The following is a 15158-nucleotide window of genomic DNA, read 5'->3' as shown; positions in this document are numbered from 1 at the left end:
TCAAGATTCTTCATGCCGTGGTTCAGGCGCATTGTCGGGATCATACACATGTGAACCTTCGCTGTGTACCTTGGCTTTTGGCAATATTGATCGCAACCTGTTTTTAAGATAAAGATTTTCCAAGAAAAGCGCCAGATGATCAACAGACTGGCGCACAAAGCTGCGCATGGCTTCGTCAACGGGCAGTTCGCCTGTATGCGCCAGACATAATACGCCACGGGTTGATTTGTTGACCATCATCGGCATGCAGATTACTGCCTGAAAATCAGGAACAGTTTCAGGCAGTTTTCCAAACAGCATTGATGTCGGAGCACCATGCGCCCCCTCTGCGACAACAGGTTGCTCATTACGAAAAACCCATCCTGCAATGCCGCTGCCCATAGGCAAAACAAGCTGTTTTCCCCCGGAAAGCAACAAAGGAGCTGATTCACATTCCACGCGATAGGTTTCTCCGGGAACGTCCACTGAAGCAAACGCGCTGTACTCAAACCCGGTAGCCTCCGTCATGGTGCGCAAATAGTTCCGCAGGAATTGCGGCCAGTGTTTGTAACGAAAACGCAAATCCTGGATAATCCCCAGCTCTGCAAAATAGCGGGGAATGTCAGCGGCAGTATCCTGACGGCTCCCGGAACTTTTCTGACATGAAACCAACTCAGCGAAAAGTTGTAATATTTTGTGATCCTTGTCGGAAAAAGAGTATTGCCGCTTGCTGTCCACGCACAACGCGCCGCCTGCGGGCACCTGACACCCCATAAAGGCTTTAATGCCGACTTCTTCACCATCCGTGTAGTAACCCAGATTGCTTTGTCGCTGATCAAAATTAGGAACCAGCAGCGGCTGGCGGTTGCGAATTATCCAGCCGACAAGACCTTTTCCCGGCAAAATGGAAGCCGCCGGTGCAATTTTATCCCCAAGGCTGAAGAAAGCGGCCAGATGATGGGCTTCGCCATGATCGTCAGGTTGGAAAAGCACAGCCGAATAAGCGTCAAAGACGCTGCAAAGGATGCCCAGAATATGTTTCTCTAGAGAATTTGCTGTCATGGCGTGTTGTGTTTAAAGTAATAAGCCGTTGCGGCTTGAAACAGGATCGTCCGCGCCTGCTTGTTGTAGCAAAGCGTCTCTCTGGTCGCAACTGCTTTTGTGGGCTGTGGTACAATCAATTTGCAATCATTGCGAACAGCGCTCTTTTCTTGTAAACTGCCCCCTAAGATGAAAGGGACCTGCCGCATATGGCCGCAATCGGAACACCCGACGGGACGGAGGAGACTGTACAATGCAAATGCTGCCAATCCGCCGCGCCATTTTGAGCGTGACCGATAAAAACGGCCTTGTAGATTTCGCCGCTTTTCTCACCATGCGGAATGTTGAAGTAATCTCCACGGGAGGCACGCAAAAAACGCTTGAGGCGGCAGGTCTGCCTGTTACCGCTGTCAGCGATGTGACAGGTTTTCCTGAAATTCTGGACGGCAGGGTAAAGACACTGCACCCCAAAATACATGCCGGCATTCTGGCCAATAAGGATAATCCGTCGCACCTTGCCGCACTTGCTGAAAAAGACATTCAGCCTTTTGATCTGGTTTGCGTCAACCTTTACAATTTCGCGGGAGCGGTGGAACAAAAGCTTGTCATTGAAAAAATAGTTGAAGAAATTGATATAGGCGGCCCCTGCATGTTGCGGGCCGCAGCCAAAAATTTCCACAGCATCCTCGTGCTGCCCGCCTCCCGGTGGTATGAAGCGGCCATGGACGAATTGAAAACCAACAAGATGTCTGTCAGCCTGGAATTTCGACAAATCATGGCGTCACGGGCAGTTGAGTCCACTTCACGCTATGACGCGCTGATCACATCCTATCTGCGGCCATAGGAGTTTATTATCCCTCGACCTGAAGGCAACCTGCAAGGGCTGAAGCCGAGCCAGATTAACGCGTTGAATCGTCTTTTCAACCGTCGTTTCCCGGCTGCAGACGTCTATACTACTGATCAGGCCCGCGAGCTGGCCCGGCTTTCATGCGCGCTTGGACGACAAATCGGCCTGCTCATTGACCCCGCAAAGGTCGGGTGAACATGGTGTTCGTAGGCAAGGCGGGCAGCATACTGATTCCCGAACTGCCCTATGCCCGCACGGGCGCTGAACGCTTACGCGGCCTGCGTCTGCTGCACACCCACCTCACTGCTGACGGCGTAAGCGCTGAAGACCTTATGGATAGATATGCTTTTTCTGCGTCTTGACGCCGTTATTGCACTCTGCGTCAGTCCGGAAGGCAATCCCGTACAGTGGCAATCAGCACATCTCCTGCCTCACGGGGCTGCAGACAAACCCTATCATGTAGAAAGGCCTCTGCCCTGGGATCACACAGAAGCGTGCTTTGCCGCCACAGCCGCAATTTTGGAGACAGAACTTGCCCGCGATGCGACACCGGACGCCTCGCGCGCGCTCCTGGTCTCTGTTGCGTCCAATCCGCAAACCGTGCAGGAGCGCAACCTCGACGAGCTGACCGCGCTTGCGGCACAGCGGGACTGACCGTCACAGGCCGTATAATACAGCGTATGAAGCAAATCAATGCAAACCTGATTCTGGACAAGGGCAAGGTCGCGGAACTGGAGGTGCAGGCCTTGCAGTCCGGATCGGCAATGCTTGTCTTTGACGGCGAGCTCACACCAGCCCAACTGCACAATCTGTCTGACATAACAGAACGCAAAGTCATAGACCGCACACAGCTGATTCTTGATATTTTCGCCCAGCATGCTGTCACAAAAACAGACAAACTTCAGGTTGAACTGGCTCAGTTGCGCTATACCCAACCTCGCATTGTCGGCAAGAACCGGGCCATGGACCGCCTGACGGGCGGCATTGGAGGTCGCGGCCCTGGAGAAACAAAACTGGAAACAGACCGCCGTCGCTGCCGCGAGCGCACGACGCATATCCGCAAAGAACTTGAGCAGATACATCGCCAACGTTCCCTGACGCAAAACCGGCGTTCACAGAAGGGACTTCCCTCAGCGGCCCTTGTAGGCTACACAAATGCCGGAAAAACGACACTGCTGAACATGCTGACTCATTCTCGGTGTCTGGTGCAAAACAAACTTTTCGCCACTCTTGACACGACTGCGCGACGAATGCATTTCCCGTCCATGCGGGAAATCATTATAGCAGACACCGTAGGCTTTATACGTAACCTGCCGAACGAACTACGGAAAGCTTTCCGCGGCACACTGGAAGAATTGGAATACGCTGATATCCTGATTCATGTCGCGGATGCGTCTCACCCTGATCTTTTGCAACAAATTTCTGCAATGGGATCAAGTTTCCTCCACAACAAAAACCGGCCTTGCAGACGCTTTTGCTCATGCCCTGCCCGTTTCCGCAAAAAATGGAGAGGGGCTTGCATTGTTGCCGGAACACGTAGAGCGCCTCCTCACGCGCCGGCAAGACACACAATATCCGCATGCGGAGTGACATCATGCATGCGCTGCCAGACATCCGCAATATCGGAATTATCGCTCACATTGACGCGGGCAAAACAACACTTTCCGAAAGGATGCTCTTCGATACGCACAAGATCCGCCGCATGGGCGAAGTGCATGACGGCGCTGCCACAATGGATTATCTGCCCGAGGAACAGGAGCGCGGCATTACAATCGTCTCGGCCTGCACGACCTGCGCGTGAAGTCTCTCTGGAAGCCATTGAAGCTTACACGCCTGTCATCACACTGTTGCTTAAACCGCTCAACACTGATGAAGGCAAAATCATGGATGAAGCCTTGCGCAGGTATGCTGAAGAAGACACCACCCTGCTTGTGCGGCTTGATGACGAATCAGGGGCGCGTCTGGTTTCCGGCATGGGCGAACTGCATCTGGACATACTGCTGGAACGCATGCGCAGAGAATTCGGCATCGGTCCGCGTACGGAACGTCCGCAGGTGGTGCAGCGCGAAACTGTTACCGGAGAGGCGGAGTCGTCTGTTCTTTTTGACAAAAAACTCGGCAAGGAACGCCACCACGGCGCTGTTTCCCTCCGCGTGCGTCCAAGACAGCGTCTGGCAGGCAATTTAGTGACTGTCGACGATTCTTTGCAAAACACTGCCGAAGCGCAAAAAAACTTGCCCGGGAACCTCTTGCAGGCAGCATTGGACGGTGTGCATGACGCCCTGCAGAGCGGCGGCGCAAGCGGATTGCCCGTCGTGGATGCCTCAGTGTCTGTGACCGGTGTGGCACACCATGAAGGGCTGACAACTGCTCCCGGCTGTCACACGGCTGCAGGACAAGCGCTGAGAGAAGCCGTCAACAAGGCGTGCCCGTCGGCCCTAGAGCCGATCATGCGCGTCGAAATCAACCTGCCTGCAGAATTCCTCGGCCCTGCCATAAGCACGCTGAGCACTTGCAGCGGCAAGGTGGATTCTCTTGACGATCACACCGGGCAAAAGCTTTTACGCGGCAGTGCGCCTTTGCGCAAACTGTTCGGCTTTTCTACCGCGCTGCGTTCGGCCACACAGGGCAGGGCCGGCCTGTCACAGACTTTTGACCGCTTTGATGCGCCATAGCCCTGCCGTGCCTTCCGCAAACAATACTGCGGTGCGGCGGCCACGCGCTAAAAAAAGCCTTGGCCAGCACTTCCTGCACAACAATGATATCTGCGCGCGCATCGTTGCTCTTCTTAAGCCGGAGCCCGAAGACCGCATTCTTGAAATAGGTCCGGGGCGCGGCGCCTTGACGCGTCTGCTTGAAACACGGCCTCACAGACAATTGCTGCTAATCGAAAAAGACAGCCATTGCCTTGCAGAATGCCGTTGTTCTGAGAGAGCGCGTACAATGCCGGTGCTTATGGATGCTCTCCATTTTGACTGGCGACGCATACACATCGGGTATCCCTGGAAAATCATCGGTAATCTTCCGTATAATATTGCCTCCCGTCTTGTCTGGAATATTGTTTCTCAAAGCACAGGTCTCATCAGGGCTGTATTCATGGTTCAAAATGAAGTCGGACAGCGAATGGCAGCGCAGCCGGACAGCAGGCATTACGGCGCACTCTCTGTCTGGGTACAGGCTTTTGCACGGCCAGACGCCGCATTCAAGGTCGGGAGCGGCGCCTTCACTCCCCCTCCCAGGGTAGAATCCGTTGTCCTCTCCCTTGAACCTCTCCCCATCGCTAAACGACCGGCATACCCGCGGACTCTGGCACGGCTGCTTCATCTCTGTTTTCAGCAGCGGCGCAAACAGCTTGCCGCCATTTTTCGGCAGGCCGGACTGTCCGCAATGACCGGCCTCCTCAACACGTTGGGCATTGCCCCGACACAGCGGTCGGAATCGCTGTCGACAACAGATTTTCAAAGATTGAGTGAGGGCGCACACACCATGGGTTTGCTGAGAGGCGAAAAGACAGCGGTGCCCGTGGCCCTGCAAGGATTGAAAAATGTCGACAAAAGACGCCTCCGCGCCGTGAAAGGCAAAATGACGGCGCAGTTTGAAGACGGCTTTGCCATCCCGGACGGGGAAGCCATCTCATCTTGAACAGTTCTTACTTGACACCGTGCTTATGCGCAATGCTAACATCAATAAAATACAAAGAGTAAAAGCGTATTTATGACGCGCTGGTTTGTAACGCGCCACCCCGGCGCGCTTGAATGGGCACGGCGCAGGGCAATTTTGATTGACCGCCGTGTCGCGCATCTGGACGCGCAGGACATTTGTGCGGGTGATATTGTTATGGGCACCCTGCCCTTTGACCTCGCGGCAGAGATTTGCCGCCGGGGCGCGAAATTCTATTCTCTGGTGCTGACGACCGACGAGTCACAGCGGGGCATGCCCCTGTCGGCCGACGATCTGGAAGCGGCACAGGCGCGCTTGCAGCGTTATTCCATAAACGCAATGGAGGATGACGATGACCTTTGATATTGACGTGCATGTCTGCCTTGTTTCCGATCAGATCGCCCCGAATCTCCTGCCCGCGGTGGATAACAATCTTGGCCCAAAGGCGAAAAGGGTCATTATGCTTGTCTCCACCAAAATGAAAGCAAAAGGCCTGGCTGCGGTGCTGAAAAAGCACGGCATTGCATCAGAAACTGTTGAAATTCAGGACGCCTATAATTTTAATGAAATACGAGAAAAACTGCTCAATATACTGACCGACAATGAACAGCAAAAGCTTGCGCTAAACCTGACGGGCGGCACAAAAATCATGACCATTGCCGCCCAGTCCATGTTCGCCATGGAAGGCCTGCCGGTGTTTTATATGATAGAAAGAGACAACAGCGCACTCGTCATGCACAATGCCGGCAAATTGGATCCAGACACCATGATGACCGTACCCCTTCGGCAATTTGCGACTACAGGACTATCTGCTGGGGTATGGATATACTGCTAATCCATCAGAAAATTCTCTGAAAAACATTCCCGCTTTTACTAACGCACTGGTTAATGACCCGACAAAATATAAAGAGGCATTGCGTGTGTTGAATGGCCTTGTGTCAGCACCTAGAAACGAACAAATGCTGGATTTCAATCTCACACCGCCGAACCATTCTAATACGCTGCCTCTGTTAAAATTGAGTTCCGACTGTAAATTGTTGGATTTTGACGACAGGAGATTTGCGTTTACAGATGAATCGGCACGTCGGTATGTGTGCGGCGGCTGGCTTGAAGAATATGTATATGAGACACTCTTGAAGCTGGACAAAAAAATTCAGGACAAAGCCCGTAATCTGACAATCAAAAGCCATGTACAGGGCGTGAAAAATGAAGCGGACGTTGCCTTTCTGGCAAAGAATTGTTTGCATCTGATCGAATGTAAAACAGCGCGACTGGAACATGAAAACGGTAGCGCAGCATTGTACAAGCTCAAGACGCTCATGGTCGAAACAGGTCTGAAAACCAAGGCAATGCTTGTCAGTTGGCGGGGACTGGACGAGTCAACCAGAACACCGCACGGAAAGAGAGCGCGAAAATACGTCATTAAAGTTGTACAAAAAGATGACCTGCGTAATCTCAAAAATCTTTTGGAACAATGGATTGCGGAAAAATGAACCTGTGGATCCATAAAAAAATTTGACTTTGGCATAACTGGGATAAAATACTCCAAAAAAAACGATACCCCAAATACAAACACAACAGACAGTTTGCGCACAAATAGTCGTTCCGGCGGAGTGCCTTGCTCTGGTGGCCGATCTGATTGCCCGGTTTGGCGGACAAATGATGGATGAAAACGGGCTGGATGCGCAGTGCCGTCCTGTACCGGAGCTTGAAACGCGTCTGTCCATGATCTGTTTGCGGATTTGGGGATATAGTCGGTGTTAATGTGAAGCGGATGCAAAAATGCGACAAAGATATGCGCAGGCTGAGCACTCTGCTTGATCTTTTGATCAATGAACAGCCGTTATCTGCTTTTATTCGGCCCACCCGTTCAAGGGCAACTGGCTGCCATTCTTAGGGATGTCATATTGAACCTGACTGGCTGTTGCTGTAGCTTGTGCGGAACGATGAACGTCATCTGACAAGAACCAGCACACATCAGGATTTATTTGGAGAGCAACGGAAAGTAATTGCACCAGCATCAACGTCCATCAAAAAGACTTATCAAAACCCTAACAACGTGTCTTCAGGATTGAAAAATGAACATACTTGACGCCTCATGCCGTGTTGCCTTTGCCGCCATGACGCATGACCTCGGCAAATTCGTCCAGCGCGCCGACAAAACTGGGAATTCCCGCTTCCCTCAGGATAAGCTGGACGGCAACACCACCTTGTATTGCCCGTTTCACGAAGCAGGCGGCTACCACTCGCACAGACACGCCGCCTATACCGCCCTTGCCTTTGACGAACTGGAGAGCAAATGGCCGGACGTGATCAAAGGCGACATGTTCCCTTTTGCGGACAGGACAAAAACCGAAACTATTACCGACAGCCTCGTCAACGCGGCGGCAGCCCACCACAAGCCGGACACATACCTCCAATGGATTATTGCTGTTGCGGACAGAACTGCTTCCGGCTTCGAACGTGAAGAATTTGAAAAATACAATCAGGCTGAGGACAAAACAGACACCGGCCGCAACCATTATCAGGCAAGACTGCTCTCTGTGTTTGAACAGTTGCTGTTGCCCACAAAACAAGGCTCGAAAGACGTCGAATACCGTTATCCGCTTAAAGCGCTAAGTCCAGCCGATATTTTCCCCATGCGGCGCGAAGAATGCGAGCCGGATACGGACAGCGCGGCGCAAACCGAATACAGTGCGTTGTGGAAGGCATTTGTGGAAGGCCTTGACAAAATCCCCCAGTCACACTGCAAATCATGGCCATTATGGCTTGACCATTTTGATTCCTTGTGGTTGACATTCACCCATGCCATACCGTCGGCAACAGCCTTCGGCATAAAGCCGGACGTTTCCCTGTACGACCACAGCAAAGCTACAGCCGCCTTGGCTGTGGCCATGTGGCGTTACGGCCAAATAAAAAATGGTGACGAGACGGCGACCGTGCGCAATATGCACGATCGCGCCGGCTATGACGAGAAAAAGTTTCTGCTGATACAGGGTGATTTTTTTGGCGTGCAGAATTTTATTTTTGCAGAAGGCAGCCAGACCAACAAGCAGGCAGCAAAAATTCTGCGCGGGCGTTCCTTTCAGGTAGCGCTGTTTACTGAGCTTGCCGCACTGCGCATTCTTGAGGCGCTGAACCTGCCATCCACAAGCCAGATTACAAACGCCGCCGGAAAATTCCTTATTGTCGCCCCCAACACGCCGAATACTGTTGAAAACATGCAAAAAATCAGACGGGAATTTGACGACTGGTTTCTCCGTCATAGTTACGGACTGGTCGGCATCATCCGAGAGTGGTATGAACGTAACCCTGAATTGAAAGGGATTGAGACTCTCTTCCATCGTCGCAGGAATGCACTCCAGCTAGGTAATTTTTCACAAAAAACAGCGAACAGAAGTAGAATTTTCCATACCGGGCAAGCGGGAGATTTCACATGAAAAAGTCACGATATGCCGTCCGCCAGATTGCAAGGCGCTGCTGCAAAACGTCAACTTGACCCTTCTTTAGGAGTGTCCATATCGCTTCAGCACAAGTGGCGCGCAAGGCGCAGCATAACCTGAGCCGCGCTATCCAGCGCGTCCGGCGAACCAGGCACGAACGGAACTGAGGGCGGCCATATGCGCCCCGCAGTCAGCGCCAGCATGGCACCGCCAGCGCCGCACTTGCATACTGTGCCCAAAAATCGCCCCATCATGGCGCCGAAGGCAGCGTCCATCGCTTCCTTGAGTGGTCTGCGGCGAATAAAAAGTTCTGTGACGAAGCAACCTGTCCATGCTCCGCCCAAAGCGCCGATCAACGCGCCCAGTCCAAAAAAAAGCGGCGCCAGAAAAATCGCGCCGGCAACGGCGCCGATCATGCCCGCAAACGTGCCCGGCGAGCTGGAACCATACCGCCGCGCTTTTAAAATCTGCATGCCCAGTTCCAGAGCTTCGCCCGTCAGCGCAAGCCCGACCATCATAACCCAGAACCATACGTCCATGGTTGTCGCGGCAGGGTGCAGCACTTTCCACAGAGCCGTCAGGCCGAGCAGACCCCAGTTGGCCGGCAAACCAAAAATGTTCAACAGCAGTATAAAACAAAACAGCGTGAGAAATGCGCCCGCAAGCACAGAAGCGATGGGAAAAGGCAGATAATCCATGACCGCCCGCAAGCATGCCCCTGATTCGCCGCAGAGATTCCCGGCCGCAGCGGAATCCGGGTTTTGCCGTTACATTATGTTGCGCATGTCCTGCATGCGCACAACCTTGCCTTCCGCACGGGGGAGGCTGTTGCATTTCCACTGAAATTTTCAGTATACCCGCAAGAAAGCGCGAACACAAGCCCCTAGACAAGCAGGACACTTTGTCTTGATATATTTATAAGGATTGACAATCAAAAAAGTTCGGCATATAAAAAAAATGAACACCCGCAGGGTCATTAGCTCAATTGGTAGAGCAGCTGACTCTTAATCAGTTGGTTCGGGGTTCGAGTCCCTGATGGCCCACCACACTGCTCTCTCTCTTACATCGAGTCCAGACGTAACAGCAACGACACCGCGGATCTGCCAATCCGCGGTATCTCTTCAGCAATATCTTGTCGAAGCCGCAACCCGTCTCAGGCAGGCCGGCATCGACAGTCCCCGCCTTTGCGCACAACTGCTGCTCTGCCACCTGTTGAAGATTGATCGCCTGCGCTGTACGCTTGAAACGGAAATGGAATTGACCTCCGCGCAGGTTAAAGCGGTAAACCTTCTTGTCAACCGCAAAATCAAAGGGGAACCGCTGGCTTACCTCATCGGGCACAAAGAGTTTTTCAGCCGCAATTTTTCAGTCACTCCCGATACGTTGATCCCGCGCCCGGACACGGAACTGCTTGTTGCAACCGCTCTGGAACTCCTGCCTGCATCCCCGCTCACCTTCGCCGATGTCGGGGCCGGCTCCGGCTGCATCGGCATCACGATCGCCCTGGAGCGCACGTCCTGGCACGGTGTTTTGTTTGATCTCAACCCAAGGACTATTGCAGTGGCCCAGGCAAATGCGCACAGACTGAAGGCGACATCGCGACTGACGTGCGTCCAAGCTGATATGCGCCTTGCCCCGTTGCAGGCATGCGCCTATGACCTTGTGGTGAGCAATCCTCCCTATATTGCGGAATGCGAACGAAGTCAAATTATGGACGAAGTGCTGCACTTTGAACCGCATATGGCGCTGTTTTCTTCAGAGAACGGCATTGCCTGCCTGAAAATTGTTGTCGCTCTTGCGGCACCCGCTCTCAAAACAGGAGGACTTTTACTCTTGGAACACGGCGCGAATCAGGGCGCGAAGGTGCGCCGGCTGCTTGACGAATCATTTGTTTTTGGCGGCATTTGCACGCGCAAGGATCTGGCCGGTCTGGAACGCTGCACACTTGCCTGGAAACATTGATGCGGCGGGACGCGCTTCGTCTACACGACCAATGAGTTTGCCGGCCCTGGCAAAACGGCATTTTGTTCTTGCAATAAAAATCAAAAGTGGATAGAGATTTTTTGCCGCTGGCGTAGCTCAACTGGCAGAGCAGCTGATTTGTAATCAGCAGGTTGCGGGTTCAAATCCCATCGCCAGCTCCAAGAATATCAGGGAAGCTCCAACGGCAATCTGCGGCAATGCAATTGGACAATAATCCCCAGATGATGCCCGTGGAGTTTTCCGCGTTTTTGTTCACTGCGGCGGAGCTGTAATTAAAGCTGCCCGTTTGCAAAGACCGGCTGTCTATCACATGAATTTGTGGTGATGGATGGTGTGCTTGGAGTTCCGCCGCACCGGCACGCCATCGTTAACCAACTCTGTCACCTCGTTCACCCAGCGCCGAAACCACATCCAAGCTGCCCCGCGCGGGGAGAAGGCGATATCATATTGCGCGCCCGGCTCCAGTGGCGCTGGCGAGAATCGCGGCAAGGGCAACGCGTGGTGTTGCAATATCTTACTTTTTCGGCACGCTGCGCTTGTGGGATTTCACGCTTGTGCTGTTTTTCTTCAGGTGTTTTCTCATCTTGACCTTTTTTTCGCGGCATGGGCGGAGCTGACACAGGACACCACAGTGCCGGCAGCAGTGTTTGACACATACGCGGGCAGCGCGAAGGAGAGAAAAAAGCTGAAACCTATCAATAATGCTGTCTTTTTCATGGCTATTCCCTTGGTAATTATTTTTTTCACCTGAAAGATACTGCTCTCACAGAATGAAAAACAGGTTCCCTAAAGCTGAGGCATCCCGGCTTCTCCTTTGTCGTCAAATTATCAATTCCTTTTCTGTATCCATCTGGACTTAAATTTGGCGGAGGGGGAGGGATTCGAACCCCCGGAAGGTTTCCACCTTCGCTGGTTTTCAAGACCAGTGCAATAAACCGGACTCTGCCACCCCTCCATGTTCCGCTACAATCAGCGGCAACCACAAGCAGTAATTTATCCCTGGGAAATATTCAAATAAAAAAATCCACTATACCCTAACGATATAAAATAGTTAAATTGCTTGAAAGCCACCCAAAAAAAAGCATCTTTGGAAGTGAAACCTACGGGCAAGGCGGCTTTTGGGTCGATTTAATCGGATTCTATATTCCGTCAAGACCGCATGCATGAGCAGTAAGGACATTTCTGATAAGCGCTTGCTTTTCGTCCACAGATAAATTATAACTATCTCGACAAAGTTGCATGACTTATCTGTCAGGTTTTGAAGGGGGTCACGGGATGGGTGTTTCCTTAAAATGTCAGTATGGGTTGCGGGCTCTGTTTGAATTGGCCCGACGGCACGGGAACGGCTTGGTGCGGATTTCCGAGATAGCCGAAATCCAGGCCATCCCTGAACGTTTTTTGGAAAACATCTTGAACCAGCTTCGTCATGGCGGCTTTGTGGAAAGCAGGCGCGGCAAAGGCGGCGGATTCACACTGGCAAAAACACCTTCGGGCATTACCGTAGGCGACATTATAAGATTTATTGACGGCAGCATCTATAATATAGGTTGTGATGGAGACGCGCCGCTGCACAAGTGCAGACTCAAGGGCAACTGCATTTTTTTGCCGGTCTGGCGGGAAGCGAAAACTGCCGTTGAAGAGGTCTATAACAGCAAATCACTGCAGTATCTGGTAGACGCGGACGCTGATGTAACTTTGTCTGATTATAGTATATAATATCAGCATAGCTATTTCTTAAAAACATAACTATACCTGATTTTGTCGTTTTAATACTATAACATACAAGGAGTTCAGTTATGTCCAAAATTTTTCAGGATAATTCACAATCCATCGGTTGCACGCCGCTCGTCAGGCTCAACAGAGTTGTCAGCCGGAAGGCCACGGTCCTTGCGAAAATTGAAGGCCGCAACCCCTCTTACTCCGTCAAATGCCGTATAGGCGCGGCAATGATCTGGGATGCCGAGACCCGCGGCGTTTTGAAGCCGGGGGTAAAAATTATTGAGCCCACCAGCGGCAATACAGGCATCGCGCTTGCCTGTGTTGCGGCGGCAAGGGGTTATGATCTGACTCTGACCATGCCTGAAACCATGAGTCTGGAACGACGGCGCGTTCTTGCCATGCTGGGGGCCAAGCTTATTCTTACTTCCGGGATGGATGGCATGCCCGGCGCCATTAAAAAGGCCGAAGAAATAGCCGCGGGCAACCCGGCCGCCTATTTCATCCCGCAGCAGTTTAAAAATCAGGCCAATCCCGACATCCATGAAAAAACAACGGGGCCGGAAATCTGGAACGACACGGACGGCCGTGTGGATGCTGTCGTGGCGGGTGTGGGAACGGGAGGAACAATAACAGGGGTGTCACGCTATATCAAAAAAACACGGGGCAAGTCCATCGTCTCGGTAGCGGTTGAACCACAGACAAGTCCGATCATTACCCAACATCTGTCCGGGCAGCCGCTGCAGGCAGGGCCGCACAAGATTCAGGGGATTGGAGCCGGTTTCATCCCGGACACACTGGATGTCAGCCTGCTGGATAGAGTGGAGCCTGTCGGCAATGAGGAGGCGATTGAATTCGCCCGCCGGCTTGCAAAGGAAGAAGGCATTCTGGCAGGCATCTCCTCCGGAGCGGCCGCGGCCGCGGCCGGACGCCTCGCCGAGCTGTCCGAATTCGCCGGAAAAACAATCGTAGTTATTCTTCCGGACGCCGGGGAGCGCTATCTCTCCTCGGTTCTGTATGAAGGCGTCGGCGTGTAATCTCCTGCTGACCGGCATGATCCCGCATAAATGCCAAGCAACAGCCGCGCAGCACTGCCGCAATGTAGCGCTTCGGTGATATTTCTTCACCCCAGCGGCGTCAAGTGGAGTTCGGCCGGCATCGTGGCAGGGGCGCGTGTCCATCCTAGATGTTGTTCTGGAAAATCGCTGAACCGGCTGACCGGGGAAAGCGCGTCTCCGCCTAATAAACAGGCATGTCGGGATCAATCTCCGCCGCCCACGCGTTCACGCCCCCTTTCAGGCTGAGCAGGCGGCCGTGGTAACCCGCTTCCCTCAGGCCCTGTATCGCAAACACACTTTTTTCTCCTTTTTTGCACACCACAACCACATCCCGTTGCGGGTCAAGCTCGTCCATGCGCGTATACAGTTCATGTAAAGTAATCGGCACGGCAAAAGAAAGTCTGCTGATTGCCAGCTCCGCGGGAAGCCGCACGTCTATCACCTGCATGTCAGAGCCGTGATCCAGAAAATTTTTCAGTTCTTGCGGGCTGATCTCCTCGACCGTATCCTCTCCCGCACGAGCATCCTCCGTATGCGACCCGCAAAACCACTCGTAATCAATAAGTTCCTTAATATGCGGATGCTCGCCGCACAAAGGGCAATCCGCCTTTTTGCGCAGCGCGAACTCGTGAAAGCGCATATCCCAGGCGTCAAAGGCAAGCAGACGGTTGATGAGCGGCGCCTCGCCGTTCAGGATCAGCTTGATGACCTCGGCCGCCTGGATGGTTCCAACAATGCCGGGCAGCACTCCGAAAACGCCGCCTTCTCCACACGAAGGCGCCGTGCCGGGGGCGGGGGGGGAAGAAAACAAACAGCGCAGGCATCCGCCCTTCACGGCATCAAACACCGTGGCTTGTCCTTCAAAGCGATACACCGCGCCATACACGTCCGGCTTGCCCAGCAGGGCGCAGGCATCATTGATCAGGTAGCGGGCGGGAAAATTATCCGATCCGTCCACAATGATGTCGAAACGGCTGAAAATATCAAACGCGTTGGCGCTTGAAAGCGTCACGTCGAAGGTGACGACCAAGACCCCTGAATTGATGCGCAGGATGCCGTCTTTGGCCGAAGCCGTTTTCAGCCTGCCGATATCTCCCTCTCCGTGGATAATCTGCCGCTGCAGGTTGCTTTCTTCCACCTTGTCATGATCCACAAGACCTATAAGCCCTACCCCGGCGGCAGCCAGATAAAGGGCCGCAGGAGAGCCGAGCCCTCCGGCGCCGACCAGCAGAACACGGCTTTTTTTCAGTTTTTTCTGCCCTTCAATACCGACTTCCGGAATCAATATATGGCGGCTGTAACGAAACATTTCCCCTCTGTCCAAGGCCGGCAGCGCACTGTCATCTTTTTTCCCCTCCGCCACGGGGAACTCCTTTACATTTCTTTAAAATTGAGAATAAGTAATATTAATCTTTCAGCCTACTTCGAATC

The 15158-nt window shown here is 52.9% G+C and carries 17 protein-coding genes, 3 tRNA genes and 2 pseudogenes; 18 read left to right on the top strand and 4 right to left on the bottom strand.

Annotated elements, in window-relative coordinates; translation table 11 throughout:
* A complete protein-coding gene (locus tag RSDT_RS01730; RefSeq protein ID WP_096399315.1) occupies positions 1-1041 on the bottom strand; it encodes a GAF domain-containing protein in 1041 nt (346 codons plus the stop codon).
* A gap of 232 nt (positions 1042-1273) precedes the next feature.
* Between RSDT_RS01730 and RSDT_RS01725 the strand changes: the two genes are divergently transcribed.
* From RSDT_RS01725 to cas10, 12 genes and pseudogenes are all read left to right on the top strand, one after another.
* Positions 1274-1864, top strand: a complete 591-nt coding sequence (locus RSDT_RS01725) for an IMP cyclohydrolase (protein ID WP_096399314.1) — start codon at positions 1274-1276, stop codon at positions 1862-1864.
* Positions 1865-1927: 63 nt separating this feature from the next.
* Entirely contained in the window at positions 1928-2062 is a 135-nt protein-coding gene (locus RSDT_RS07720; protein ID WP_331712861.1) for a hypothetical protein, read from the top strand.
* A gap of 2 nt (positions 2063-2064) precedes the next feature.
* Positions 2065-2229: a hypothetical protein gene (locus RSDT_RS07715; RefSeq protein ID WP_331712860.1), complete on the top strand. Its 165-nt coding sequence runs from the start codon at positions 2065-2067 to the stop codon at positions 2227-2229.
* Positions 2210-2521 (top strand): hypothetical protein, encoded by a 312-nt coding sequence (locus RSDT_RS07710; RefSeq protein ID WP_331712859.1) that lies wholly within the window; start codon positions 2210-2212, stop codon positions 2519-2521. Before RSDT_RS07715 ends, RSDT_RS07710 begins: the two co-directional genes overlap by 20 nt.
* A 26-nt stretch (positions 2522-2547) precedes the next feature.
* Positions 2548-3240, top strand: a pseudogene (gene hflX, locus RSDT_RS07820) (GTPase HflX); the annotation flags it as partial.
* A gap of 221 nt (positions 3241-3461) precedes the next feature.
* Positions 3462-3662: pseudogene (locus RSDT_RS07815) on the top strand (GTP-binding protein); the annotation flags it as partial.
* Positions 3583-4542, top strand: coding sequence for a hypothetical protein (locus tag RSDT_RS07810; protein WP_408606713.1), 960 nt, complete (start codon positions 3583-3585; stop codon positions 4540-4542). The pseudogene RSDT_RS07815 and the gene RSDT_RS07810, both read left to right, overlap by 80 nt.
* The gene (gene rsmA / locus RSDT_RS01710) at positions 4532-5509 is read left to right on the top strand and encodes a 16S rRNA (adenine(1518)-N(6)/adenine(1519)-N(6))-dimethyltransferase RsmA (protein ID WP_096399312.1); all 978 of its coding nucleotides are present in this window, start codon (positions 4532-4534) and stop codon (positions 5507-5509) included. The genes RSDT_RS07810 and rsmA overlap by 11 nt, the downstream gene beginning before the upstream one ends.
* 72 nt (positions 5510-5581) lie before the next feature.
* Positions 5582-5890 carry a CRISPR-associated protein Csx16 gene (csx16, locus tag RSDT_RS01705; protein ID WP_096399311.1) on the top strand — a complete coding sequence of 103 codons (309 nt, stop codon included), beginning with the start codon at positions 5582-5584 and terminating at the stop codon, positions 5888-5890.
* Entirely contained in the window at positions 5880-6362 is a 483-nt protein-coding gene (locus RSDT_RS01700; protein ID WP_172414398.1) for a PDDEXK family nuclease, read from the top strand. Before csx16 ends, RSDT_RS01700 begins: the two co-directional genes overlap by 11 nt.
* Before the next feature lie 124 nt (positions 6363-6486).
* Positions 6487-7020: a Card1-like endonuclease domain-containing protein gene (locus tag RSDT_RS01695; protein WP_231941917.1), complete on the top strand. Its 534-nt coding sequence runs from the start codon at positions 6487-6489 to the stop codon at positions 7018-7020.
* Between the two features lie 585 nt (positions 7021-7605).
* A complete protein-coding gene (cas10, locus tag RSDT_RS01690) occupies positions 7606-8967 on the top strand; it encodes a type III-A CRISPR-associated protein Cas10/Csm1 (protein ID WP_096399308.1) in 1362 nt (453 codons plus the stop codon).
* Positions 8968-9053: 86 nt separating this feature from the next.
* Here the strand turns inward: cas10 and RSDT_RS01685 are convergent, their stop codons facing one another.
* Positions 9054-9668 (bottom strand): DUF456 domain-containing protein, encoded by a 615-nt coding sequence (locus tag RSDT_RS01685; protein ID WP_096399307.1) that lies wholly within the window; start codon positions 9666-9668, stop codon positions 9054-9056.
* Between the two features lie 272 nt (positions 9669-9940).
* Between RSDT_RS01685 and RSDT_RS01680 the strand changes: the two genes are divergently transcribed.
* From RSDT_RS01680 to RSDT_RS01665, 4 genes are all read left to right on the top strand, one after another.
* A tRNA-Lys gene (locus RSDT_RS01680) sits at positions 9941-10016 on the top strand.
* On the top strand, positions 10006-10932 hold the full coding sequence (prmC, locus tag RSDT_RS01675) for a peptide chain release factor N(5)-glutamine methyltransferase (RefSeq protein WP_096399306.1): 927 nt from the start codon (positions 10006-10008) through the stop codon (positions 10930-10932). The genes RSDT_RS01680 and prmC overlap by 11 nt, the downstream gene beginning before the upstream one ends.
* A 106-nt stretch (positions 10933-11038) precedes the next feature.
* Positions 11039-11114: transfer RNA gene (locus RSDT_RS01670), tRNA-Thr, on the top strand.
* 176 nt (positions 11115-11290) lie between these two features.
* Positions 11291-11704 carry a hypothetical protein gene (locus tag RSDT_RS01665; protein ID WP_145954794.1) on the top strand — a complete coding sequence of 138 codons (414 nt, stop codon included), beginning with the start codon at positions 11291-11293 and terminating at the stop codon, positions 11702-11704.
* 112 nt (positions 11705-11816) lie between these two features.
* Here the strand turns inward: RSDT_RS01665 and RSDT_RS01660 are convergent.
* A tRNA-Ser gene (locus RSDT_RS01660) sits at positions 11817-11908 on the bottom strand.
* A gap of 284 nt (positions 11909-12192) precedes the next feature.
* Between RSDT_RS01660 and RSDT_RS01655 the strand changes: the two genes are divergently transcribed.
* Together RSDT_RS01655 and cysK are read left to right on the top strand one after the other, a co-directional pair.
* On the top strand, positions 12193-12669 hold the full coding sequence (locus RSDT_RS01655) for an RrF2 family transcriptional regulator (protein ID WP_331712857.1): 477 nt from the start codon (positions 12193-12195) through the stop codon (positions 12667-12669).
* A gap of 80 nt (positions 12670-12749) precedes the next feature.
* Positions 12750-13706, top strand: coding sequence for a cysteine synthase A (gene cysK / locus RSDT_RS01650; protein WP_096399303.1), 957 nt, complete (start codon positions 12750-12752; stop codon positions 13704-13706).
* Positions 13707-13908: 202 nt separating this feature from the next.
* Here cysK and RSDT_RS01645 read toward each other — a convergent pair whose 3' ends face one another.
* Positions 13909-15090: a ThiF family adenylyltransferase gene (locus tag RSDT_RS01645; RefSeq protein ID WP_197702120.1), complete on the bottom strand. Its 1182-nt coding sequence runs from the start codon at positions 15088-15090 to the stop codon at positions 13909-13911.
* Positions 15091-15158 lie beyond the last annotated feature (68 nt).

It is taken from the genome of Candidatus Desulfovibrio trichonymphae, assembly GCF_002355955.1.
GTDB lineage: Bacteria > Desulfobacterota > Desulfovibrionia > Desulfovibrionales > Desulfovibrionaceae > Desulfovibrio > Desulfovibrio trichonymphae.
Note: the sequence above shows the minus strand (reverse complement) of the source record. Positions and strands in the feature narration are given on the sequence as shown.